Source organism: Spirosoma sp. KNUC1025, from assembly GCF_045160025.1.
Lineage (GTDB): Bacteria > Bacteroidota > Bacteroidia > Cytophagales > Spirosomataceae > Spirosoma.
Map to the genome: position 1 here is coordinate 2,413,760 of NZ_CP087139.1, position 25,789 is coordinate 2,439,548.

Annotated in this window: 19 protein-coding genes; 6 read left to right on the forward strand and 13 right to left on the reverse strand. The window is 50.9% G+C overall.

What is annotated here, in order from left to right:
* Positions 1-249: 249 nt before the first annotated feature.
* The 3 genes from LN737_RS10475 (at position 250) to LN737_RS10485 (ending at position 1,947) form a co-directional block, all read left to right on the forward strand.
* Positions 250-975: a YMGG-like glycine zipper-containing protein gene (locus LN737_RS10475; RefSeq protein ID WP_405518601.1), complete on the forward strand. Its 726-nt coding sequence runs from the start codon at positions 250-252 to the stop codon at positions 973-975.
* A 79-nt stretch (positions 976-1,054) separates the two neighbouring features.
* Complete coding sequence (locus LN737_RS10480) at positions 1,055-1,510, forward strand: YybH family protein (RefSeq protein ID WP_405518603.1); 456 nt, start codon at positions 1,055-1,057, stop codon at positions 1,508-1,510.
* A 26-nt stretch (positions 1,511-1,536) separates the two neighbouring features.
* Positions 1,537-1,947, forward strand: coding sequence for a hypothetical protein (locus tag LN737_RS10485; protein WP_405518605.1), 411 nt, complete (start codon positions 1,537-1,539; stop codon positions 1,945-1,947).
* Here LN737_RS10485 and LN737_RS10490 read toward each other — a convergent pair whose 3' ends face one another.
* The 4 genes from LN737_RS10490 to LN737_RS10505 form a co-directional block, all read right to left on the reverse strand.
* Positions 1,948-2,565, reverse strand: a complete 618-nt coding sequence (locus LN737_RS10490) for a trimeric intracellular cation channel family protein (protein WP_405518607.1) — start codon at positions 2,563-2,565, stop codon at positions 1,948-1,950.
* A gap of 87 nt (positions 2,566-2,652) precedes the next feature.
* Entirely contained in the window at positions 2,653-3,888 is a 1,236-nt protein-coding gene (locus tag LN737_RS10495) for a Bcr/CflA family multidrug efflux MFS transporter (RefSeq protein ID WP_405518609.1), read from the reverse strand.
* A gap of 213 nt (positions 3,889-4,101) precedes the next feature.
* The gene (locus tag LN737_RS10500; protein ID WP_405520367.1) at positions 4,102-5,046 is read right to left on the reverse strand and encodes an acyltransferase family protein; all 945 of its coding nucleotides are present in this window, start codon (positions 5,044-5,046) and stop codon (positions 4,102-4,104) included.
* A complete protein-coding gene (locus tag LN737_RS10505; RefSeq protein WP_405518611.1) occupies positions 4,995-5,213 on the reverse strand; it encodes an acyltransferase in 219 nt (72 codons plus the stop codon). The genes LN737_RS10500 and LN737_RS10505 overlap by 52 nt, the downstream gene beginning before the upstream one ends.
* Before the next feature lie 347 nt (positions 5,214-5,560).
* Between LN737_RS10505 and LN737_RS10510 the strand changes: the two genes are divergently transcribed.
* Positions 5,561-6,577, forward strand: coding sequence for a hypothetical protein (locus LN737_RS10510; protein WP_405518613.1), 1,017 nt, complete (start codon positions 5,561-5,563; stop codon positions 6,575-6,577).
* A gap of 86 nt (positions 6,578-6,663) precedes the next feature.
* On the opposite strand, the gene LN737_RS10515 is transcribed toward LN737_RS10510, so the two are convergent.
* The 8 genes from LN737_RS10515 to LN737_RS10550 form a co-directional block, all read right to left on the reverse strand.
* Positions 6,664-7,863: an Nramp family divalent metal transporter gene (locus LN737_RS10515; RefSeq protein WP_405518615.1), complete on the reverse strand. Its 1,200-nt coding sequence runs from the start codon at positions 7,861-7,863 to the stop codon at positions 6,664-6,666.
* Positions 7,864-7,985: 122 nt separating this feature from the next.
* Positions 7,986-9,278 carry a hypothetical protein gene (locus LN737_RS10520; RefSeq protein ID WP_405518617.1) on the reverse strand — a complete coding sequence of 431 codons (1,293 nt, stop codon included), beginning with the start codon at positions 9,276-9,278 and terminating at the stop codon, positions 7,986-7,988.
* An 8-nt stretch (positions 9,279-9,286) separates the two neighbouring features.
* Complete coding sequence (locus LN737_RS10525; RefSeq protein ID WP_405518619.1) at positions 9,287-13,630, reverse strand: beta strand repeat-containing protein; 4,344 nt, start codon at positions 13,628-13,630, stop codon at positions 9,287-9,289.
* Positions 13,631-14,502: 872 nt separating this feature from the next.
* Positions 14,503-14,976, reverse strand: a complete 474-nt coding sequence (locus LN737_RS10530) for a Dps family protein (protein ID WP_405518621.1) — start codon at positions 14,974-14,976, stop codon at positions 14,503-14,505.
* Between the two features lie 161 nt (positions 14,977-15,137).
* Positions 15,138-16,073 (reverse strand): sugar phosphate isomerase/epimerase, encoded by a 936-nt coding sequence (locus LN737_RS10535; protein WP_405518623.1) that lies wholly within the window; start codon positions 16,071-16,073, stop codon positions 15,138-15,140.
* 103 nt (positions 16,074-16,176) lie between these two features.
* Complete coding sequence (locus LN737_RS10540) at positions 16,177-17,289, reverse strand: hypothetical protein (RefSeq protein ID WP_405518624.1); 1,113 nt, start codon at positions 17,287-17,289, stop codon at positions 16,177-16,179.
* A 58-nt stretch (positions 17,290-17,347) separates the two neighbouring features.
* Positions 17,348-21,196 (reverse strand): hydantoinase B/oxoprolinase family protein, encoded by a 3,849-nt coding sequence (locus tag LN737_RS10545; RefSeq protein WP_405518626.1) that lies wholly within the window; start codon positions 21,194-21,196, stop codon positions 17,348-17,350.
* A 4-nt stretch (positions 21,197-21,200) separates the two neighbouring features.
* Complete coding sequence (locus LN737_RS10550) at positions 21,201-21,953, reverse strand: DeoR/GlpR family DNA-binding transcription regulator (protein WP_405518628.1); 753 nt, start codon at positions 21,951-21,953, stop codon at positions 21,201-21,203.
* 54 nt (positions 21,954-22,007) lie between these two features.
* On the opposite strand from LN737_RS10550, the gene nudK reads away from it, so the two are divergent.
* Both nudK and LN737_RS10560 read left to right on the forward strand, forming a co-directional pair.
* Positions 22,008-22,595, forward strand: coding sequence for a GDP-mannose pyrophosphatase NudK (gene nudK, locus LN737_RS10555; protein WP_405518630.1), 588 nt, complete (start codon positions 22,008-22,010; stop codon positions 22,593-22,595).
* Between the two features lies 1 nt (position 22,596).
* The gene (locus LN737_RS10560) at positions 22,597-22,950 is read left to right on the forward strand and encodes a DUF4406 domain-containing protein (protein WP_405518632.1); all 354 of its coding nucleotides are present in this window, start codon (positions 22,597-22,599) and stop codon (positions 22,948-22,950) included.
* A 254-nt stretch (positions 22,951-23,204) separates the two neighbouring features.
* Here LN737_RS10560 and LN737_RS10565 read toward each other — a convergent pair whose 3' ends face one another.
* Positions 23,205-25,763 (reverse strand): PIG-L family deacetylase, encoded by a 2,559-nt coding sequence (locus tag LN737_RS10565; RefSeq protein ID WP_405518634.1) that lies wholly within the window; start codon positions 25,761-25,763, stop codon positions 23,205-23,207.
* Positions 25,764-25,789: the final 26 nt, after the last annotated feature.

Below are 25,789 nucleotides of genomic sequence, written 5' to 3' on the forward strand. Positions count from 1 at the left end.
CCCTCTAAAATGCAATTAAAAATAAACATTGTAACTTCTTGTTAATCGTTGGTGCGGCTGGGCTTTGGCATAAACTTCCGGATAGATTCTCTCGGCGTTGATGGGGCAGATCGTCAATGCCTATTTCTCAAACAGCCAACTCTCATTAAACCATCGGCTCAAGTTCTGATCTTAGAACAAACAATTACGTAATGGAACGCGTTAGTTGTCATTTGTAAAGCCATCGTACCGTTTTAAACAAATGAAATCATGAAAACGACCTATCAGATTGCTACGATAATAGGATTGACCATCAGTACACTTACTCAGTCCGTCGATGCTCAGACTGTAAAAGGATGGGGATCGGGTACAAAAGGGGCTGCCATCGGGGCAGGAACCGGAGCCGCTATTGGGGCCATCATCAATAAACAAAACCGCGTTGTGGGCGGAGTGGCCGGGGGCGTACTGGGCGGCACAGCGGGCTATGCTATTGGCAAGAGTGCCAAACGACGCTGGAGCCCGCAGGCAAAAGGAACGGCCATCGGCGCGGGTGCCGGTGCTGCCGCCGGGGCGATCATCAATAAACGCAACCGGGTGGTAGGGGGTGTAATTGGTGGCGTTGTCGGGGGAGCTGCCGGGTACGCTATTGGTAAGCACAAAGACAACAAGAACAAAGCCGAAGCGGCCAGACAGGAAGCCGCTCGCGTAGCCGCTGCCGAACGGGCTGCCGCCGAAAAAGCTGCCGCCGACCGCGCTGCCGCCAATCAGGCCGAACAGGCGAAGGCCGTGGCCCAAAAAACCGCCCCGGCTACCAGAGAGGAAATTGCCAAACCAACCCTAGCGGCTACTCTTCCCGAAACGCAGGTTGCCAGCCTGGTAAGTGCCAGCCAACAGCCGGTTTCGTACGTATTGAAGTCGGGATTCCTGGTAAACGATACCTATGGTGACCCGTCTTCGCCATACCCAACATCGGAATACCGGCGGAAAAGCTGGTAAGTTAATTAGCCAGTACGTTGCTTCCGTTGTCATCCAGAAGCAACGTACTGTGTCATCATTCACCTAAACATCAACGAGTATGAAAACGTCATTTGGCTTTTTAATGGCCTTTATTTTTCTGACATCCTGTTCCAGGTCGGGCGACACGGTAAATATTCAGGATCTGGATCAGCAATTCATCAGCGCCTGGAACAATAAAGATTCAAGCAAAATCATTTCCTTTCTGGCTGATGATGTGCATTTCCTGCAAGGCAATACGCACTTCAAAGGAAAAGCGGAAGTGGCTGATAAATGGGTGCGCGAAACGTTGCCTACGTTGACAGACCTGAAAACGAACGTAGTAAGTTCGGCTGTCGATAACCAGACTGCCTATGAAGCAGGCACATTTTCGGTAGACGTACTGCCACTGAACCCCAGCGATCCCCACGCATTTGGTGAAGGCAACTACATTCTCCTCTGGAAAAAAGGTGCCGATAATACCTGGAAACTAAGCTACGCACAACTGGAAGACTTGCCCGTTCAGGTAAAAAACTAGCCATTGTCGTAACTTAGCCACTACGTATGACAACAAACGAAATTTATGACGTACTGACTGATGCGATCAGTTCGGTAATTCCCGACGAATGGACGATAGCCCGGCTAAACGTTCAGATTCTGTCGGATGGGCAGGACATTGAGTTCGACGGTACGTACCTGACTCCGGATGGGGAGGCCGAACCCCTCATCGCGGATTTTCCGGTGGAGGTGATCGAAGCGGTTCAGGAATTGTACCTATACCGAAAAAATGAAGGTCTACCGCCTGCCAATCTGTTGCAGATTGATCTGACTGCTCAGGGCAAGTTTACGACTGACTTCAGCTGGGATCAGGAGATTCAGGATGAAGACGACCATTTTAGTAAGGGCGGCACCGTGCGGGAATGGATGGCTATCCGGAAAGAGAAATACGGCGCAGAAGAGGGCGACAGTCTGTAGTTAGTGCTCCCATTTGTCGCGGTAGGTAAATTTCGGCATATGCCAGTCGAAGCGAATGGATAACAAGCGTATTGTCAGTCCAACTGTAGCCGCTGCTAACATGGCTATGGTTGGACTGCTGTACCAATGGTCGACCGCTACGTAGACACCACCCGTTATCAGTGACGCACTGGCGTAAATTTCCTTCTGGAAAAGTAAAGGAATTTCGTTACACAACACGTCCCGTAGTACCCCACCTGCGCATCCCGTCAGCACCCCACTGAATAGGATAATGATCACCGGAAGCTTAATTTCTTCGGCAATCTGGCAGCCGATAATGGTGAACACCACCAGACCCAGGGCATCCAGGTATAGAAAAAGCTTTCTCAGACGACCCATAAAGGAAGCGATCAATGGCGTGAATAACGCAGCGCCGGCTGTTATCAGTAAATATTCAGGATGCTCAACCCAGGCCATGGGGTAATGGTTGAACAGAATGTTACGTAATGTGCCTCCACCCAGAGCTGTTATCCAGGCAATTATACATACGCCTACCCAGTCCATATCCCGGCGACCAGCCGATAGAGCCGCTGTCATGGCCTCGGCTGTTATGGCTATAATGTATAAAATGTGCAGCATGGTAGATAGGTTATAATAGCAGAAGGGGCGATTCGCATCCCGTTATCGGTCCTGAAATTACGTATCCGGCAAAAAACAGGCTACGTATTATAACAGAACTTCAGCCATTGGCTCATTCACATCATGTTTAGAGGCCAGATAGCGTACCGCTCGTTGGCCGGCCAGAAGCAACAGCAGACCAATTACAACACAGACAGTCATAACTCCCACCATTGGCATAGCGGTATTGTTATGAAAATAGCTGACCGAAGCCGACACCAGTGCACCAAAACCCATACGGAAACTTCCCATCAGAGCGGCCGCGCTGCCGGCATGGCGCGAAAACGGAGCCAGTGAAAGAGCCGTTGCATTGGGGCCGGTTATACCCTGACCACCTAGGAAGAAAAACAGCATCATAATCAAGCCGTACTGTCCATACCAGTCTGCCCAGGTTCCCAATACCATAAGTAATCCGATGATCGACTGGTATGTCAACGTGGTTAGAATAAGTTGTTCGCTGGTAAACCGTCGTAGCAGAAATCGATTCAGTTGGGGCGGAGCGATAATGGCAATCGACAGAAAGGCGAAAATCCACCCATATTCCTGCTCATTGACGTGGTAAATGTTCATGAACACATCCGACGAGCCAGCCAGATAAGCGAACGGAGCCGACGTAGCAATACCGCCAACCAGCGCGTAGGTAAAGAATTGAGGCTGTTTCAATACGGTAAAAAAACTGCTCAGGACGGCTTGCGGCTTCAGAGACAGCGACGTATCGGGCTTTTTGCCATCAGGCAACACAAAATAGATGCTGATCAGAATCAGGACAGTTATGGCCGCCAGAATAATAAAGATGGAATGCCAGCCAAAAGCAACCGAAGCGTACCCACCCACCGTAGGCGCAATCATGGGCGAAACCGCAATCACCAGCGTGAGCAGCGAAAAAACCTGGGCGATCTGATTGACCGGAAACAGATCGCGAACGAGCGCCTGAGCCGCTACCAGGCCCACACAGCCCCCCAGCGCCTGCAAAAGACGCATGGCAATCAACGTTTCAATCGACGTACTCAGGGCGCACCCCACTGAAGCCAGTATGTACACCGTGAGACCTGCGTAGAGCGGCCATTTTCGCCCAAATCGATCCAGCAGCGGGCCGTACAGCAATTGCCCCGCCGAAATACCAATCAGGTAAGCCGTCAGGGATAACTGAACTTGAGCGATAGACGTGTGCAGGTCTTTAGCAATAGCTGGAAAGCCCGGCAAATACATGTCGATAGAAAACGGGCTGATGGTAGAGAGCGTCCCTAAAATCAGGATAATAATAAAATGTTGTCGGCGAGTCATACGCTCAAACAGAGGGTGGCTAGTATAGAGACGCTCAAGCCGAAACTATTGTTCCACCAAAGCGCAGCCCTCTTTAAAAGTTAGTTGATTTTATCAACACGAGCCAATTTGTCGTTTCGGCCGACACTTTATTCGATTGAGTCGCTGAGCAAAATCAGTTTGGACGACTGCTTATTTCGAGTTTCCTAGACTGTGTATTACCCCGCTCCTGCGCTATTTCAGCTTTTTTCGCAACCAGGCTTTCACGGGTTCATCATACAGTGTTAAACTGGTATAGGCCAACACGATAGCGCCTGAAAAGGTGAGCAGGGCATAGGGCCAGGCCTGCCATAACGTAATGCCGCGGTGATTGCTTATCCAGGCTACGTAAAAATAGACCAGCACATAATGCGTCATGTATAACGGATACGAAAGATTGCCGAGGAATTGACAATTTTTAGCTTCCGTCTGACTACGTATCATACCACTGGCACCGACATAGACAATGAGTGGAAAGACTATAATGATGCAAAACGCTTCGTATAAACCATTCATCCAACGATGGTCTGCACCGCCTATTCTTGGCATCAGCAAAACAACGGCAACCAGCAGGCTACTCCATAAGAACGCATGTTTGATAGAGGCAGGCCGCGATACCCGCAGTAATAGCAAACCGGCGAAAAACGGAAATAAGGCACGTATTAGTCCAATGCGCATGTGTTCAGCATTGAGCGTCCAGCCGCCGGTAACGTCTCCGTTTGGGTTAGTAACCGCAAACTGCAAAAGCACGGCACCGGCTAGTACGACAAAACAAGCCAGGGTTTTATTCGATAATTTCCGTAGACCCAGCGCGTAAAGAATATTTACGATATACTCGAAAAACAAGGACCAGCAAACGCTATTGAGCGGATGCATTTCCTGCCAGCCTCGGATGTCCATAGAAAGGGGTACGGGTAGAAGCGTATAGCCGATCAGCATAACGACGATCGGCTTCCAGACAGGAACAGTATGAATAAGGGGCCATATCGTTGAGTCGGTAAAGTAAAAACCTATAGCGCCGAGCGTCATGCCCAGGACAACGAGCGGTTGCAGTCGCTCGAACCGGCGCCGAAGAAAGCCGCCGATGGTTAATTTGTCCCATCGGTCGTCGTAGGCATACCCAATGACAAAGCCGGACAGAAGAAAGAAAAATCAACGGCCAGGTACCCATGGTTTACAATATTGTCAAGGTGGCTGCTGGCAAGCGGCTCGGTTATGTGAAAGAAGACCACGATAATAGCGGCTACTCCCCGAAGGCCATCTAATAGTTGATAATGCGGCTTTGTGCCAGGTGTGTTATTGTTCATTAACAGCAATAAAATTCAGTAATATAGACTGGACTTAGCCGGAGAATAAATTGACTGTAGTTTTTATTTCTTCTCCGCTTCGGGACATTGCACTTTCTTCAGTGCCGCTTACTATTGAGTTTACTTTTTTGTGAGCGATGAGGTCTGTTGACGAAGCGTAAAAGCGGGTTAAAATGTTGCCGGAGGAGTTAGAGCAGAATAGTAACGCCTTAATGAATTGGTGTTGTTGACCTCACCGCCAAAATACGACCCTATCAGTCTGAATGTGCATTATTCTGGTACTTTACGTATCAACGCGGTAACAAAAAATCCTATATTTACTCGTCATCTCCATATCCATCTCGAATATGAAATTTTTTACGATCAATGTGGCCATTCTGACATTGGGCCTATTTGTAAGGAGTTTTGCACAAAGTCAGATTGTAACACCTGATAATCAAGTCGTTAGCTTTCAGTCGGTGAACGGCACAACGAACCTCTTTATTGGCCAGAGTACGAGTGCCGTTATGGGTGGTACGTTCAATACGTTTATGGGCAGTCAGGCTGGACAAGGCAATACGACTGGCTCCTACAACACGTATTTCGGCTATAAAGCGGGTTCTCCCAATACGGTGGGCAGTCATAACACATTCGTTGGGTTTGAAGCGGGTAAGCTTAACACGGATGGGAGCGACAACGTATTTATTGGCTACAATGCCGGACAACGTAATTTGCGCGGTAATCAGAATCTTATCATTGGCCCAAATGCCGGATTCGATGGTACCGACGGCAGCAGCAATACGCTGTTGGGGGCGAACGCTGTCGGTGTTGGTGCTGGCTTGTCGAACGCAACAGCCATTGGAGCCAATGCCCGTGTGATGAGCAGCAACGCCCTGGTGTTGGGAAACAATGTCAACGTTGGAATCGGTACCTCAACACCTCAGAATCGGCTGGAACTGACGGCCGGTACAGATGGTCGCAGCGGGCTACGGCTCACTAACATGACGGCGAGTTCACCGGCATCAGAAGCGACGACCAGTAAATTTCTGACGGTGAACGACAAAGGTGACGTAATGCTTGCCGGACGGCTATCAACAATGGCCATGCAGGTGCAGCCTGTGTCGAAAAATCAATGGGCCGATTACGTATTTGCGCCTGCCTATCGGTTGCAGCCCTTGGCCGAGGTAGAACAATACGTTCAGGAGCATAAGCATTTACCAGGTATTCCGAGCGCCGACGAAATGGTAAAGCAGGGTGTCGAACTGACAACGTTGCTGGCTACGCTGGTGAAAAAGAACGAAGAATTAACGCTTCACCTGATTGCTCAGCAGAAACGTATTGAGCGATTGGAACAGCAGAATAAACAGCTACGTAAGAAGAAATAGGCGAGGAGCAAGGTGCCAGGAGCATGGAGCGGGGCGTATGGGGCAGGGATTGTAAAAGTCCTGCTCGATGTTCCCCGCTCCTGGCGTTATTGGAACGCCAGCCAGACATTCCAAAGCCCTAGAACGGCGGTTACGATAACAACAAACCCCATGGCTACGTTCTGCCCCAGCGAGTTACGATACGTATCGCCCAGAAGCGCCCGGTTATTGACGGCAAGAAATAAAAATACTGTAACGAAGGGTAGTAGAATGCCATTTATAGCCTGAACGGCGACAATGACCGGAATTGGCGTTACGTTCAACAGGCCGAAGGTCAGGCCAGTAGCCATAACCACGAGCCAGATAGCACGATAAGTCGGGGAATTTTTACGAACGCCCAACAAACTTCCCGCCGTGACGGCAGCTGCCAGTGGAGCCGTAAGCGAAGAGGCAAATCCGGCGGCAAAGAGGCCGAAGGCAAACAGCGAACCTGCCCAGGTGCCCAGGCGGTCCGTTAAAACCTGAGCCATGTGTGGGTAGGAAAAATCTTCAGGAATAAGCAGCCCCGCCAGCAGCAATACAACCGAAATAATCCCGCCAAGTACGACCGCCACCCAAATGCCCAGCCGCATTTCACTAAGTGATTGCCCAGCCGAATCCCCGGCGGGCACAATACTCGATCCGAAAAACAGATTATAGGGGACGATCGTTGTACCAATCAGGCTGTTGACAAGCAACAGTGAGCCGGATGGAATAGTAGGTACGATCAGCGCTTTTGTTAATTCAACAGGTGTAACGGGAGCACCAAACGCTACGTATACAAACGCCCCGCCCATGGCAAAAACACTAATGCCCAAAAAGTTGGCCAGGTTTTGAGTCGAGCCAATCCATAGCAGGACAATACACACGAGCCCAACCCCAACAGTCAGCGTTGGTACAGGCAATCGGGTCAGGAGTGCAAGACCCGATACGGCCCCCAGAATATTACCCGCCTGATAAGCCGCGCACCCCAGGAAGATAGCCAGAAATAAGGTCCAGGCGACCCAGCGTCCTTTGGCTCCGGTATAGGTATGGGTAATGACCTGACCAAGATCGCGGCCGGTAGCGATGGTAATACGGGCAGCTGCTTCCTGCAACCAGACAGTGCCTAACGTAGCAAACGTAAGTACCCAGAGGAGTTGCAATCCGAATTTTGATCCGGCTATGGCACAGGCTGTAACGGAACCCGGACCAATAAATGCAGCCGATATGACGGACCAGAATAATACACTACCAAGACCAGAACGAAGCGAAAGGGATTTGGGCACGAGTTAAAATGATGAATGCTGAATTATAAATGATGAATGTAAGCAATAACAGCGTCGCTGAAACGCTATACCGCCTTTAATTCATCTTTTATAACTCAGCATTCGGGCTCGTTACGTATCACCTATTGCTGGAAGAAGTCAATTTTATCGGCATCGGTGTTGTTATTGATCTTCATCTCACCACCACTGCCTCCGTCAATTACCGTCGTCAAGGTGAGCGTGCCCGACGTAGCTCCCGGTGTCAGCGTACCATTCAGCCCAAAGGAGAGCACGTTGCCCCCTGCGATGACCTGCGTAGTGGTCAATACGTAATAATCATCATCTAAGGTCCCGTCAAAACTCCATGCACTGTTGCTTACGGATCGACCACCGACTGACGTAGCCGAGCCCGTGAAGCTTAGGCTGATCTTAGGATCTTTATTGACTTTGACAGTAATCAATCCTGAGGTCGATACGTTCTTTAGCTCGAAGACATCAACTACTACTGAAATGGTAGTGGTGTTGTAGGTGGTCGATGGACGGGCATAGATGATGGGCGTCAGGTCAGGCACACCCGTGAAATTTAATGTAGCTGTTCCCGTTGTGGTGGACTCTTTCCCCGCATTGTCGATGGCAGTGAAGGTAAACACCACTGGGTTGGCATCGTTGGTGGGGTCCATCAGAATCGGTACCGTTGGCGCTCCACTGCTGTTAGTGGGCACAACGATACCGCCCACTGGCAGAGAGGTATAGACAGTCCCATTGATAGTCAGGCTCGTAACGTTCGTGGGAAAGCTCGTCACATGAATAGCCGTTACGCTCCCTGGGGCCGTGTCCGTACTTGGGCTCGTGCTGGTAAAGGCCGTTGGTGGTACAGTGACGGCAGAAACTACACTGGCATTAGCCACTGTGGCCGAACCACTCCCTGGGGTGGGCAGCGGATCGATGCCAAAATTGACTCCCGTTACCGACGTGGTCACTACGCTTACGCCTGTCTGACCGTCTGGCGTACCATCCCCCGTGGGCGCTGTTCCCTCAGCCGTGTGGGCGGCTCCCGTCAGCAGCGTCGCCGAAACGGGTGAGCCGACCGTTTGGGGCGCTGTACTCAATACCACCTGATAGCTTGTATTCGGGTTAACCGGTAAACTGTATGTACCATCACTGGCTACCGCTGTGGTCGAGATCACATTGCCCGTGGTGGGGTCCATGATACTGACGTAGAACGTATTGCCAGCTATTACGTTGGTAGCCGTGCCATCAATGGTGCCCCCATCCGCATCGTTGAAGACCGTACCGCTCAGGGTTAACGGCGTCGATAGAGGAAGAGTCACCGTGGCGGTATTTGGGCTGGTTTTGCCCGCATTATCAACGACCTGGAAGGGGATCACCACGGAGGTGACCGCATCGGTTGGGTCGACACTGACGGGGCTGCCCACTGTTGCTGTTACGCCCGCTGGGGGAAACTAGCCGCCGTGTAGGCCGTGCCGTTAATGGTCATACTGGTCACCTCTGTAGGGAAGCCCGTGTAGATTACACTCGCTACGGTGCCGTCGGGGTCGGTGCCGGTGAAGGAAGCCGGTGGGACCACGATGGGCAACGTACCGCCTGGATTAGGCTGGGAAGCCAGCGTAGTTGACGTCGCTGTTGGTAATTGCTCGATCCCAAAATTGGCATCGGTAATTGAACTGGCAGCTACTGTTAGGGTCAGGACACCGTCGGCTGTACCATCGCTGCCGCTGCCTGTGCCCAGGTTCTCCGCCGTGTTGAGCCAGTTGATCGGCAAGTCAGGCGTCGTGCTACCTGATGGATTAGTTGTCAGTACCACCGAGTACGTACCAGCCGACACACCGGTGAAGGTGTAGCTACCCGCAGCGGTCACGGGCAGAGTGGCTACGATAGTACCACTGCTGACCAGACTTACATAGACCGGCAGGGTAGGCCCATTGACAGCGATTCCGTTGACGGTGTTATCCGTTTGGCCATTGGCATCGTCAAATACGGTGCCAGCGATGGTGAATACCAGCGTTGAACTAATTACGGCTGTACCAGTATTGGTCGATTCCTGGCCGGCATTATCAACAGCCTTGAAGGGGATGCTTACCGGATTGGCGTCGTTGGTGGGGTCGACGGCGATCGCTACCGTGGGGTTGCCATTGCCATCGGTGGGGACGACCACGCCCGCTGGTGTTGCTCCGCTAAACTCGGGTGAGGAAGCGGTATAGACACTGCCGTTGATGGTTAAACTCGTTGCGTTACTGGGGAAAGCGGTCACGCGAATGGCTGTCACACTACCCGGAGCGGTATCGGTACTGCTGCCCCCATTGGTAAAGGTATTGGCCGCTACTGTTACGGGCGAAGTACCCCCGGCGTTGACCACTGTGTTGCTACCGCTACCTGCGGAAGGTAGTTTTTCAATACCAAAATTCTGATTGGTGATGGCGGACGTACCCGTGGTCAACTCAATCAGGCCCAAGGTACTGCCTTGTGAAGCGGTGTTACTGGCTCCGACATTCTCACCGGTGTTGACCCAGCCGGTAGGCAGCGTCCCCGGTGTGGTAGCCGTGGCGCTGCTGGCCAGCACGAGCTTATAACCCGTTACGTTAGTGGGCACCCCACTTAAGGCGTAGCTGCCATCAGCGGCTACGCTCACCGAAGCGACTACTGTGTTGCTGGCATTGACCAGATTGACGTAGAGCGGTCCCCCGGCGTTAGTGCCTGTCTCCGAACCGTTTTGACTCAGAGAGCCATCGGCATCATCCCATACCTTACCCGAGACAGTAATAGCCGGTAAGAAATTGATGGTGGCCGTACCGGTTGTGGTCGACTCTTTCCCGGCATTGTCCACGGCTACAAAGGTGATTACCACCGGATTGCTGTCGTTGGCGGGGTCTACCGCGATCGCTACCGTCGGATTGCCGCTGCCATCGGTGGGCACCGTAATACCGCCCGTGGGTAGCGAGGTGTAAATCGTGCCGTTGATGGTCAAGCTGGTCGTGTTGGTTGGGAAAGCCGTAATACGAATGCTGGTTACCGTACCCGGACTTACATCGCTGCTGAGCGTGGTATTCGTGAACGTATTCGCGGGAACCGTTACTGGGCTTGTACCGCCATTGTTACCAACTGTATTAGCCCCCTTACCCGGCGTCGGCAGTTGTTCGATACCAAAGTTAGCCGTAGACACAGATGTGTTTACGGTGCCCAGAGGCAGTATACCATTCACCGTGCCATCATTGCCGGCACCGGTACCTGAGTACTCACCCGTATTGACCCAGCCCGTTGGTAAAGTAATCGTTGGGATCGTTGTGGAGCCTACAGTTGCCGTATTGGAGGTGACATAAACCGTATAACCATCACCGGCCGTGGCCGTAAAGCTATAGGTGCCATTCGCAGCAACAGGTGTAGTAGCGGCTACCTTACCAGTTGTGTTATCAAATAATATGGCATTCAGGCCACCGGCATTGGTGCCTGTGCCGGATACGGTATTGTCGCTCAGGCCATTGGCATCATTATAGACCGTACCACTTATATTCAGGCTTATGTTCAGCGTGTAATCTTCGACTTCCCCATCATCGGCTGCACCTGTCGGCAAATCTACATCTGACGCTAGCGTGGCAATGCGAAGGCGGGCATACGTAACGCCTGCTGAAAGCCCGCTGAGCCCTGTCCAGTGCAGAATTACGCTTGTCGTATTTTTGGGTACCACCACCTGAGCCCGCTCGTTTGCGTCAAACGTACCGTTGCGGTTGAAGTCGATCCAGCCCGATAGGGTGGCCTCCTTACTAAGCTTATTGTTTACGGCTACAGTCAGATCATAACTGGTCGTGCTGACATTCAGGGCGGGAAAAGAAGCCACGCCATCTTCATCGTCAGTGCCGTTCTGGTCATCGCCAAGGGCCGTAGTGCCTGAAATGCCATCTGGTTCCTGATCAACGGTAGTACCAATGGTCAGAGTAGGCGTAATAATATGTCCGACACCTAGGTTCGCATTGGTCGTACCATAGCTGGCTGGTGCATCGCCGTGGTCGCAGGTCAGACCAAACGAAATGTCATCAATCACCAGATCGTTGCCGTCACCCCCAATATTTAAATTGCGCAGAACAATGTAGATATTGGGAGTGGTTGGTGTAAAAGGCAGGTGAAAGTTGAGCCATGTATTGTCTGTGGTGACATCGCCCGTAGTGGTAGAGGCTAACAACGAATTGTCAGCATCATTATAGACCTCCATACTGATATGGGGATCGAGACCACCCGTTATGCTACCGGCCCAGATGCTAAGGTCATAACTGGCCCCGATGACCATGCCGGTGAATTGTCGGATATAAAAAATGTCTTTGGCATAGGAGGCATTAACCATTAGCATTCGGCCGGTGCCATCGCCACTTGTATGATCGAACATGGTCCCGTAACCGGAATCCTGCGATCGGCTGACGATGGTGTATTCGCCGTCCTGAACCTGCCGGACGGATGTGGCCTGGTGATAGGAGGTAAGACCCGTAAGGGGCGATCCAACACTGCCCACTGCACCCGTACCAAATGTTTCGGTAAACGTATCTCCGCAGTTTGAAGCCACTGTGGTGACCTGAAACAGCGTATTCTCCATGACGACATGAACGACTTCTCCCGCTGCTACCTTAATCACGGCCGTACCGTTAGCTACGTTGGCTGTCGAATTGCCGCTCGGGTCATAAATCGTTATGCCGGTTACGTCCCAGCCCGTCGGAATGGTCTCCGCCAGCGAGTAGTTTCCCGATGCCACCGGGATCAGTATCGAATTGTCCGGCGTATTTGTGCCCACACGTTCGTCATCAATCCAGAAGGCGGATGTGGCACCACTTGGGCCCGTGCCCGTATACGTACGGGTAAGAATAGTATTGGGTTTGCCACTAAGCGCAAAAACGCCCCACATTTGCCCACCGGGGCCTCCTGTTAGAGCGTTCATTCCTCTTGATTCGGGTTCTAATACCCATGTGTTGCTACTGCTATTGTAGCGATAAGCCGTAAAAAAGCCGCCAAACTGAGATTCCTGGAGAAGAACACTTGCGTCATCCGATACAGCCAGATCGCCGGTGCTGAATAAACCACCGGAAGCATAAGCTGTTAATGCACCGGCTGACGTCAATTTTGAAATCCGGTTTGCATTCGTACTGGTTGATTTCTCCCGGAGATACACATTGCCCGCTACGTCTACATCAACGTACGTTGCCCGTACACCCGTAGGCATGGTTACGGCTGTAAACGTGCTCGTATTGACTCTATACAGCAGTCCGCTGGTTGTGGTGACGACCGTATACGTACCATTGCTGGCAATATCGGCTGCATCTTGCCCCCCTGGCTTGCCAATCAGGGTTGAACTTGAACCGTTAAAATAATAAACGGAATTGGCGAGTATATAATAACATGTACCCGCTGCCCCACCATCAACGCGTTGCACGGTGCCGCTTACCTTCTGGGTCCAGGTCGAGCTGTTAGACGGGCGAAAATATAATCCATTGCCATCCGCTGCTGCCCATAACCCACCGGCCCGATCGGCCCCTAAATCAACAGGCGCTATGTTGTCAGGCTGATCGTTTAAAGTAAAGGCCGGAACTGTAGTCGGTCCACCAGTCAGTGTAAACGGAAAATTCACACTGGACTCTTCATTCAGAGTTTTGTTATGTATGTAAATGTACCCGTTCTGGGCGTTGGCAAACGGAATGTTTCCAAGCAGTAAAGTCAGCAGAATAACGTAAAATAGCCTGATATATAGACTCTTATACGTTGGTTTTGTTGCGGTAAATAATTGATGCATACTCTTTGGTGATAGATTAGTTAGGTGGTTAGTATGAGTTGAGTTGATTTCCTGAGTGTTGAGTCGCCTTTCTGAAAACGGAGTTGACACCCGCCGACAGAATGGTTTTACTGGTAAGATGGATACACGCACACACTAACTCGACGGGCAAATCCAGCATGGATCATGCTGGTACGTGTGTTTGTGACACATTTAAATCAAAACATGTGTACACGAGCTATCGCCATCTTATCAATTTTGTGTAGAGCATTGATAAGAGACCATACTCGTTCCGGTAGCTGGCCAGCTAGTATGTTTTAATTTATTCTTGGGACTAAGGGGATTTAGATAAGTAACATAATATTTTAAAAAAATTTATATATAGAGCATTATATTGAAAATTGTAGTATATAAAATAGTATACGTATTATTGTTTTAGTAGCAAATATGTATCGATAATTATGATAAATTGGCTAATCGTGCGCTAATTAGGTACGTAAGTTTTCATTTATTTAAATGGATGTATTTGTTTTCTATCTGTTGAAATTTTATAATTTAAGTCTATATATGAATAGTATTTTATATATCTATTAATGCTTACAGCCAATAGAAATAATAATAACTTTAGTCGAAAGATTCGATCACTGACGGCATGGTGCTTTTCCGAACGGGCACCAGATTAGCCTCAATTGCTTAATAAAACGTATCTGGCCGACGCAAGTCAATGTGTTAGCAGCGCTGTGGGTACAAACCCAACCAATGTCCGCTAAACGAACACAGCCAGGATACCCCAACTTTATCTGAGTTCAGGGTATTCTGGCTGTGTTACTACGTCAATTTATACGCTCTTTTGCAGACCTGCTACGTCTACTGGAAAGCGAACCTTTTCACCGTTAAGACAGGTATTTTCGCAACATCCAGGCCATCGCTTCATGAGCTTCCATTAAGCCTGTCAGAAAATCGGCTGTACCCGCATCTTTCAATTCGTCATCACACTTTTCTACATCCTCACGTAGCTCCCGAACTACCTGTTCATGATCGGCCAGCAGATTTTTGAACATCTCGGCCGTGTCTTTGGGCTTACCTGAATCTTCTTTCAGACTGGTGTTGTGAATGAATTCAGCCATAGTTGCCAATGGGGTGCCGCCTAATTGACGTATGCGTTCAGCCACTTCATCAATTTCTGCTTCGATGGCCTTATACTGCTTTTCGAAAAATTTATGGTACTCCATAAAATTCGGCCCTGCGACGTTCCAGTGGTATTTGCGGGTTTTGATGTACAACACGTGTAGATCAGACAGGAAGTCGTTTAGTAATACGTTGTCCTGTTTGAGGACATCTTTTTCGAGGCCAATGTTGGGTTGCATAACTATAACGCGAGTTTAAAATTAATGATAAGTCAACGCGCCGGATTTCCGGAGTTGGTTCATCATTAACCACGCTTAGGCCGCTTTGTTCTATAAGTGTATAAATGGGGTAGCCGTCTGAATCAATGTCTATTCGACTGCTGCTACCTCATCGCCAGGTCTTATACCAAGCCCGCAAAAACGTCACGTGTGTACTGTAAATCCTGCTTATGGGCTTCAACAGGGCCGATCGTATTCGGAGAGCCCTTTTCCAGGCATTGCTCCAGAACCAGCAACGGGCGAACGTTCAGGGATTTTAAATCGGTGGCCAGGCGTCGATAGTCAATGTCGCCATCGCCAAAGGTTTCCTGCCAGATACCATTTCTGGATTGCCGGATGTGGACCTCCACAATGCGTTTGCCATATAATTTCACTACGTCGAACAAGGCCACCTGCGAATTGCCGGAACCACGATAAACCCAGTGGGCATCCAGACAAAGCGATACGTTTTTGGGATCGGTGGCCAGGAGCATGTGGTGAAATTCGCGGGCTGCCTGCCGATGTTCGGGGGCGTGTGTATGGTAGGCTAACGTAATGCCGCGTTGACGTAACGCGGCTCCCAGCCGGTCAAGGTTTTTGGCTTGCTCGATTAAGTCGGCGTCGGTTTTGTCGTCCTCGCTCCCCCACTTGATGGGGTTGGGGTTCGTGACAATAATCCGGGCTCCAAGTGATTTTGCTGCGTCGGCAATGGTCACTGCAGATTCGATGGATTTCTGCGCTTCGTCGGCTTTGTGAAGCGAACTGTTTACGTAGAGCGACGGCATGGCCAATTTATACTTAGCCAGATATGGAGCGAGCTTTTTGACTTCATCGGCATTAGTAAACGACGGTTCATAAGCCGTGAGTCCCGTTTTGACGTACTCCGACAGTGACGTATCCGGATCGGCCATCCATTGTTTTTTCTCCCGCCCATAAAACGTATTCCAGGTATAGACATTGCACGAAATAGGCCATTCCTTAGCCACGATATTAGCCTGAACGGGCTCAATGTCAGATAAAAAGGCAGTTCCAGTAGCGGCTGTTAGCGATGTCAGGAATTGACGACGGGTGGCGGGCATACGTATCGAATGTTAGCGTATTCTTAAAAGCCACGAGATTTGTTTGCTTACTCCACTAACTGGCGATAGTGCGCGTCAAGGCGAGTACAATGATCCATCTTAGTCAGCGAACGAAGCGTAGCTTTTTCCCGTCGTAAACACCGATGCCTTCCCGTTCCGACAGGAACAGTAACGTACCGTTGGCCGTAAACAGCATCTTTCGTACGTTTATCGATAGCCCAGCCGCATGAGGGCTTCCTCCGGTCCGGCTGAGGGCTGGTTTCAGGATAGTTTCCCATTGCTTTATATCCGATAAATCAGCATTTGGGCTACCGCTGAAAAAGCCATTCTGAGAATAAAAATAAAGCTGCTTATTGGCAGGGTTATAGGCGATGGGGCCAATTTGATGACCACCGCGCCAGGTCTTTCCGATCCTTTTCTGTTTGGTACCCGTTTTCGGATCGTCGAAGACCATCTCTACCTCCGTTTCCCGATCTTTGGATTGTAAAACAGACGTAGCAACGCCATCGGTAAACCTGATAATACTGCCGTGAGTCAGAAACATGTGCGATACGCCCCCCGCCATGTAAACGCTTTGCTGATCTTCGCAAAAGCCATTGACCGGATTCGTTGTCATCTTCAGACTATCCGTCTGCAGCGGAGCAAAGGCCCGTTTTCGGGTGTCGAAAACAAAAACATCGCCCCCCCATTCGCCATAATTGAATCCAAGCCAGAGCTTATCCTGATGGTCAACAAAACACACGGGTGACTCAAACCAGCGGTTTTTAAGACGTATCTGGTTATTCCTGGATAGCGACGAATCCGGGAAATAAACAGCCTGACTCGCTACATCAACAATACCTTTACTGGTTATCAAAAAGCATTGATTCTGGCTGTTAAAAACAATATGGATCAGCTTATTGGTATAAGGAGCCAGGTGATGCCAGGTTTTTAACTTTGTATCGTATGACTTGATTTGATGATTCGTATCACCTGCAACAATATTCCCCTGACGATCGGCACTCAACGCCACAATGGGAACATCGGTATCAATGGATGAACCGGGCTCGCCAGATGCTACGTCAATACGTTTCAACTCACCTGTTTTAGTTAGTAAAATGACGTTCTTTCCCGAGAGGATAAAGTCTTTATACCCATTAGTCGGTTGTGCATACGTAGTGCCTGTTTGAATCAGGAGCAGTAACGCGAATGAAATCAATAAACACGTTGAGCGCATAAACAGGTGAATTAATGTCGCTTTGAGAACGAGCAGGCAGGTCCTTCATTTCATAAAGTTATTCTCTGTTTTCGCCTACCCCACCGCCACCCGGTGTTTCAATTCGTATTCGCTCACCCGCCCGCATAGCGCGGGTGAAAATGCCGGGTAAGTCTTCGGTCCGTCCGTCTGGAAAAATCAGCGTTTGGCGGCCCGTTGCGCCGGAATTCCCTCCGTTTAGGCCATAAGGAGCCACCACACGATGCTGACTTAGCAGGGTCGTCTGAACCGGTTCCAGAAATTCTACTTCACGGACGATGCCGTCGCCCCCAGGCCACTTTCCTGAGCCTCCCGATTCGGAACGGATGCCAAACTCATGCAGACGTACCGGGTAGCGCCGTTCCAGTTCTTCGGGATCGGTGAGTTTAGTGTTGGTCATGTGCTGGTGCACTGCCGACCGGCCAGCCGCGCCGTCCGTTGCTCCAGCACCCCCGCCAATGGTTTCGTAGTAACCGAATGCCCCCGGTGTCGCCGGTACGCCGGTCCGAGCCGACTTGCCAAACAGAAAATTATTCATCGTTCCCTGACTACAGGCGGCCAGTCCGAGGGCTTTCAGTAACGTATCGACTAGCCGCTGACTAACTTCAGTATTGCCCCCAACCACCGCTGGGCATTCGGCCGGATTTTCTGGGAAAACTGGGTTCAGAAAGGATGATTCGGGCAGAATAAACGTAACGGGTGCCATCAGGCCCTCGTTGAGCGGAATATCCTTTGCGCACCACAGGCGCAGTACGTATAGAACGGCGCTATACAAAATCGAAATATTGGCGTTGAGATTATTGGGGTGAACACCCGACGTACCCGTAAAATCAAACGTAATGCGGCCATCGTTTACGGCCATTTTTACCCGGATCGTGTGCCCGTCGTCGAGCGATTCCTCCGCCTGAAATGTCTGACCGTTTAGCGGTTGCAGAATTGCACCAATCGCAGCGGTTGCTGACTGTTGCAGGCGTGACATGTATTGATGCGTGGTTGTCAGCCCATACTGTCGGACGAGATGCTGCAAGGCTGTTTCGCCCGCCCGTAACGAAGCCAGAGCAGCTTCGATATCGGCCCGGTTTTCGGCCAGGGCGCGGGTAGGGTAGGGGGCGTTGATAAAACGATCTTCCAAACCTGCATCCCATTGGAAAACGCCTTCTTTCACTACGTATTGAGGCTCCAGAACAACACCTTCTTCCGTCAGATTTATCGCATCCGGTGGCATCGAACCAGGTACCTTACCACCAATTTCCGCATGGTGCGCCCGGTTGATCACGTAACCAATCAGTTGGGAAGCGCCGTTACGTTCGTCGTCCGTAAACACACCACTGAGCAACGTAACGTCAGGCAGGTGCGAGCCGCCGTAGTTAGGGTGATTGGTAATGATTACGTCGCCCGGTTTTAGAGATAGTTTTTCCAGCACCAGACGCGCACAAATGCCCAGACTGCCCAGATGCACCGGAATATGGGGCGCATTGGCAACCAATTCCGCATGGGTGTCGAGCAGCGCACAGGAGAAATCGAGCCGTTCTTTTACGTTGACGGAAAAGGCCGTTCGCTGCAATTGCGCGCCCATTTCTTCGGCAATAGCCCGAAACCGTTGGGTGAACAGTTCGAGTTGAATGACATCACTTGTTTGCTGATCCGTTGTTTCAGAACTGTGGAGATCGTCCTCAACATCGGCAACGTAATCGACCAGCGCATTTCTGTTCGCCTGAATAACGAGTCGCCAGCCGGGTTCGATAAACGCAGAGGAGGTCGTGTTCAGCAGTAGTGCCGGACCCCGGAACGTATCGCCTTCCTGCATCTGCGTCCAGTCGTAAGCCGGGTAACGATCAGTCTCGAAGTCTGGAACGGCGTGACGATGCGTAACGGGTGAATCGCTAAAGGTGATTTCGCTACGTACCGTGCTGACAATGACGCGGATACTTTCGACTTCAATGGGACGGTTTTCCGGAAAGTGACCATAAAGATGTTGGTATTTCTCTCGAAAAGTGCCTTCCAGTTGGTTGGTAAAAGGTATCTCTACTGCTGCTTCCTGGCCCGACAGACGCAGGAATACAGAGGCTGATTTCGTCACAACGGGTGAACCATCTCCCACATCCTGCCGGAGTATTTGCGTTGCTTTATGGATTAATTCGTCAGACATTGGTGTAAGCTCATCGCTAACGTCTGATAAAGGACGTAACACCGACCGTGAAGCCATCCGCTCAATCTGCGCCTGTCCAATACCGTATGCGCTCAGCAGTCCACCGTCGAAAGGGAGAATCAGTTGCTCCATACCCAGCAAACGGGCAATGGCGCAGCCGTGTAGTCCGCCCGCACCGCCAAAAACCAGCAGGCTGTAATCCTTTGGGTCGAACCCACGGGATACTGAAATCTTCCGAATCGCGCCGGCCATTGTTTCATTGGCAATACGCTCAAAACCACGTAACAACTCCACCGGGTTAGGTTTATTCCCCGTTTGAGCTTCAATCTGTTGAACAACGGCATCCAAAGCGGCCTGGGCTTTTTCCAGAAAAACCGGAATGCCAAACTGTTTTGGATGAAGCTTACCCAGCAGCAAATTCACGTCGGTAATGGTCAGTGGGCCACCCGCCCCATAGCAGGCCGGGCCGGGATTCGCACCCGCGCTTTGTGGTCCCACACGTAACTGCCCCGATGCACTACCCGCCTGCGAAGCTCCTTCGAGTGTCGCGCCGTGCCGCTCGAACCAGCATACGGAACCACCACCGGCTGCTACCGTCTCGATTGCCAGAGAAGGAAGCTGAAGATCGAACGGCCCAATTTTGGTAGAAAACCGATAATCCAGTGATTGCTGTAGTTGGCCGCCGAATTTACGGCGGCCGTGAATCCGGGCGACGTCCGTGCTGGTACCGCCCATATCGAGCGTCAAAACGGGTTGGTCGTTACTAACGGCAGCGGCACCAATAACGCCCCCCGCCGGACCACTCAGCAAGCTATCTTTCGGCTGAAACAGGTCGGCACGAACCAGTCCACCGGAGCTGGTCATGATACGTAGCGAACGGTCGCCCAACTGCTGCTGCACGTTATCCAGATAGGATCGCATAACAGGGGTGAGGTAGGCGTCGACCACGGCGGTCTGCGTGCGCGATACGTACTGCGGGGCCGTCGATACGTCCGACGAAGTCGTTACGTAAGCAAAACCGGCTTCGGTCAGCGCATCACGGACTCGCTGTTCGTGACCAGGATTTTTATAGGCATTCAGGAAGGAAACGGCAACTGCATCGGGCTTGATTAGCCGGAGCGAATCGAGCAACGTAGCCATCGTATCGTCGGATAAGGGTGTCAGCAAATGGCCGTCGGCGGCAATGCGTTCATCAACTTCCAGTACATTGTCGTACAGAACCTCAGCGGGCGGAATGGCTAATTGAAACAGGTTTGGCCGTTGCTGCGTCCCGATTTTGAGCAAATCTTTAAACCCTTTTGTGACGAGTAACGTAACACGTCCGCCTTTACGCTCAAGTAAAGCATTGGTGCCTTTTGTTGTTCCCAACCGCATTTCCAGCGGTGGAAACGGCTGATTTAAAGGTGTATGGGTCAATAGCCGGGCCGCTAAAACAGGTGCTTCTTCGCCGGTAAAAAGCTCGACAGTACGTAGCGGACTTTTTGCAAGCACGTTATTGACTACCAGCGTACCGTCTGTGTGTAACGATTCTATCGTAAATACCTCGTCTGTATCGACGATACGTATCTGATAACCGTCAAAAATGGGGGCCGTGAGCCAGGGCGCAACCAGTTTTTCATCAATCAACTGACCGCGAAGCCGACTGCTGCTCAGAACTTTGGTTCGGTGCAACGTATCATTCGGGTCGAGCGCCAGTCCATCGGTGAAGGTGCCGCCGGTATCAATCCAGATTTGCCACATGGGTTTAATTCATCAACGTAACGCCTGCCCGTCGGTAAGCGTCAACCAGTTCGGGGTTAGCTTCTTTGTCTGTAATCAATACGTCGAACAGGCTTAGGGGCGCAAAATAGAGGTATTTGTCGGTTTCTAATTTCGATGAATCGCAGAGCAGATAAACTTTCTCGCTTTGTCGGGAAATGGCCAGTGTAATGCTGGCTTCCTTCTCGCTGTTGGCGCTTAAACCGTTTTGAAGCGAAATACCATCGATGCCAATAAACGCCCGGTTTGCCCGATACCGAGCCAGATGTTCTTCGGCAATAAGTCCGTGTACCGCCTGTCGTTCTTTATCGACCTCGCCCCCCACTAAATTGATCGATACATCCGACGACAGCAATTCTGCTACCACCGGCAGTGAGTTTGTAACAACCGTAATCCGTTTGTTGCGAATGAATTGACAAAGTCGAAACACGGTGCTGCCGCAGTCCATAAAGATGATGTCTCCTTCCTGAATTTCGTTGGCCGCTAGTTGGCAGATGTAATCTTTACGTTCAGCATTAACGGCTGTTTTATTCGCAAACCGGTGAGTATCTGTTGCTAAACTCACCTTCATGGCTCCCCCGCGCGTTCGGTAGACAAGCCCCATTGCCGATAGCTGAACCAGATCGCGCCGGACGGTCATCTCCGACGTTTGCAATAAATCAGCCAGGTCACTGACCTCCACCGAGCCACGTTCTTCGACCGTTTGCACAATAAGCCGCTTCCGATTTTGGAAATTCATGCTGAATTCAGTTAGTTTGTTCAAAAATAAACAAAAATAAACAAATTTGAACAGATGATTAATGAACGAGTGCAAATAACGGAGGAGAAACTGCTTTCTGACAACTGGTACGTACTGAAACGATTCACGTTCAATTACCTCGGCAAGAACGGCCAATGGGCTACCCAGCAGCGTGAAGCCTATGATCGGGGTAACGGCGCTACGATTCTGCTTCATAATCCGCAAGCTGATACCGTCATTCTAACCCGGCAGTTTCGATTGCCAACCTTTGTGAATGGCAACCTCAATGGTATGTTGATTGAAGCCTGTGCGGGTCTGCTCGACAATGATGATCCGGAAACGGCAATCATCCGTGAAACAGAGGAAGAAACCGGCTATCGGATTCAGTCTGTGCAAAAGGTGATGGAAGCCTATATGAGCCCCGGTTCCGTAACCGAAAAGTTGTTTTTCTACCTGGCTGAATATACCGCTGATACCGAACGTAACGCGGGCGGTGGGATCGAGGAAGAGGAAATAGATATTCTGGAGCTTCCTGTTAGTGAGGCACTGGCGATGATGGAACGGGGCGAAATTATGGATGGCAAAACGATTATGTTATTACAGCATCTGCGGCTGAAACAACTAACCTGCTCTCAGAACTAACATGCTGATTCTCATAGCCGGACCATATCGCTCAAACACCAACGACGATCTCAGCCTGATTGCCCAAAACATGCACAATATGGAGGATGCGGCTTTGGCAGTCTACCGCAAAGGGCACACGCCCATTTGTGGCGAGTGGATCGCCCTGCCGCTTATCCAAACAGCCGGATCAACCCAACTTGGCGACACTATTTTCAACGAGATCTTCCACCCTGTAGCCGTACAACTTATCGATCATTGCGACGCGGTGCTACGTATCGGCGGCCCCTCTGCTGGAGCCGATGAGATGATGAATCAGGCTAAACAAAAAGGCAAACAGACGTTCTGGAGGTTGGAAGAGCTGACGGAAAGGTAATGTTACAGGAGGTTTTAAGAAACCTCGCTGTGTCGGGTTTAAGAACCCGACACCACCACTGGCGGATGCCGCTTCCGATGTAGCTGTGCTGTCTGGTTCTTGCTGTGCTGTCAGTTTTGAGAACCTGACAGAAAGAGGTTTCTCAAAACCTCGTATATCAATGGTAATAGGTTTTAAGAAACCTTACGCTGTCGGGTTCTTAAACCCGACAGCACGACGAAACTGTTAGCACAATAAACATTTGACAAGGCTGCCTAATGCCGGGTTTGCGAGCCTGACACTGAGGCTGCTGGGTTGCTTCCCACCGAAATCAGATTGGCGAATAACCGATAGGCACCCGGTACGCCAGCCGGTAATTCACGGAAGAACACCAGGCCGGTATACATAAAATGCCCTTTGCCGTATTTGGCATAAATCAGACTACCCTGTTTAGGCGCTTCGTTCTGGTCGTGAGACGAGAAAATAGGCTCGTACGCTTTATCCCAATCCTGAGCGAAGTAGATGCCCCGCTCCTGAATCCAGCCGCTGAAATCAGCTTCCGTGATTTTGTTGGGGTAGTTGAGTAGTCGATGCTGCGGGTTAATGAACGTCATGGGAGCGTCTTCTTCCGTTACGCGCTCGTTGACGACTTTAAATGGGTACGGGCCAAACTGACTCACTTTCAATCCGTTCTGAATAAAGCCCGATCCGCCCGGCGTTACGTACTGAACAATCATGGTACCGCCGTTTTTTACATAGTCCATCAGCTTAGGCTGGTAGATCCCCATATAATCGTTGGTATTGTAGGCCCGTACTCCTACGACAATGGCATCATATACGCCCAGATTTCCGTTCAACTGAGCAGGCCCTAGCAACGTAACGTGGCAACCCATTTGCTGCAAAGCAGCGGGAACTTCGTCGCCAGCGCCAACAATGTATCCGATATTTTTGGCGGTCACCTTTACGTCCAGTTTCACGAGTTTGGCTTCGGCTGGAGGGAACAGCGTTTGGGTTGGAATGTGCTTATAAGCTATTTGCCGTAGGGCAGTCGTAAACGTACCCGTTTGGGTGGTCATGACAGCCTGTAACTTACCATCTTTAGCCTGTCCAGTCGGCGTAATCGTAAACGTAGCCCGCTGCTCATCGTCTTTATTCGTTAAAGAAAATGGCCGTGATTTCGGTTCAATCATCCAGCCAGCCGGGACTTCCACGCTCAGGGTTCCCGCTACGTTGGCCCGACCCGCTTTCACCACAATTTCGGCTGTTTTGGGCGTGTTGTCAGCGAATACGTAGACCCGTTCCGTCAGATTGGCCGTAACGTCGGGCTGGATGATAAACGGACGATAGATTTCCCCATCCACCGGGTCGGTCGACTTATACACCACCGGACGTGTATACGTAAACCGCTGTCCGTTGATCAGGAATGTGTAGCTGGCCGTCAGGGCTGGTGGACTTTCGGGGAGCCCGATCAGTTGCTGGTTATCAATCTGAAACATCCCTTTGATGATGGGCTTTTCAAGCCAGTACGGTTGAGAGATTTTCTGATTAGCCGGAATGGTCACCCTTGTTGGCAGAATCACTACGTCATTGGGTTTGAGCGACAGATTAAGCGTTGAATCCTTACCGGTCGAGTAATGAACGCTTTCCAGCGTAACGGGCGCATCGACACGACTAACGATGTTTGTCGATAACGCAATCGTTGCGCCGGGTGTGGCTGCGAACGTAGCGGGATTCGTTTCAAAATATAACCCCAGGCACTGCTGAATCAAAGTTTGTACTTCCTGCCGCTTGGCTTTAACGTACAGACTGGTTGTGTCGAGCTGACTGATTGCGCCGTACAACTGAACCAGCGCCTGTACAGACGCTCCCGGTTGGTCGGTCCGGAAATTACTGATGAGCTGCGTTACCTGCGCCTGAACCGCATCGCTTCCTTTTACGCGCTTCCAGCTTATGTCCACGCCGTCGAGCGGGTCTTTCTGAACTGGGTCTCCGCCTTTCAATAGCAGATAATCGACGCGGGCACCCCGGTTGGCCGATACGCCAAAACCCTGGCTTTTGTGCTGGCTGCGACTTTCCGACGCTATTTCTCCATATGATTTACCGAGCAATGGATTATACAGGCCCGTTTCGATACCAATCAGATTGCCCGCTTCTTCGGGTCGTTTGTTGCTCAAAAACGCACCGGGGATGAACACATTCCATAAAATACGTTTGGCCTGCCAGGGCTTTACGTAGGTCAGTTGCTCGGGGAATTTTGTCGGGTCATTTGAAATTTTGAAGGCTTCTTCGGCCAGAAATCCCGATGCGCTATGGTGTCCGTGACCGGCGCGGGCATCGGGCGGAAAGCGGGTGATAATCACATCGGGCTGATAGTTACGAATCATCCAGACGACGTCGGCCAGGACTTTCTCCTGCCCCCACGTACGAACGGCCTCATCCGTCGATTTCGAGAAGCCAAAATCATAAGCCCGACTGAAAAACTGATCCGGTCCATCGATACGTCGGGCGGCCAGAAGTTCCTGCGTTCGGATTACCCCAATATTTTCGCCCTGCTCCGGGCCGATGAGGTTCTGTCCACCATCGCCCCGCGTCAGCGCCAGGTAGCCCGTTCGAACCAGCCGTTCCTTCGCCATATATGCCAGCAGGAGCGTGTTCTCGTCGTCGGGGTGGGCCGCTACGTATAGCACAGTACCGAGTACGTTCAGTTTTTTAAGATTTGACAGGATTTCGCCAGCGGGCGTAGGCTTGATGGGGCCATAGGGAACTTGAGCGAAAATCGTTGATGCAACTACGCATCCAACTACGAAAGCCGACAGGAATTTTGGGAAAGACACAGGCCGAAGTATGATTATAGGTCAGT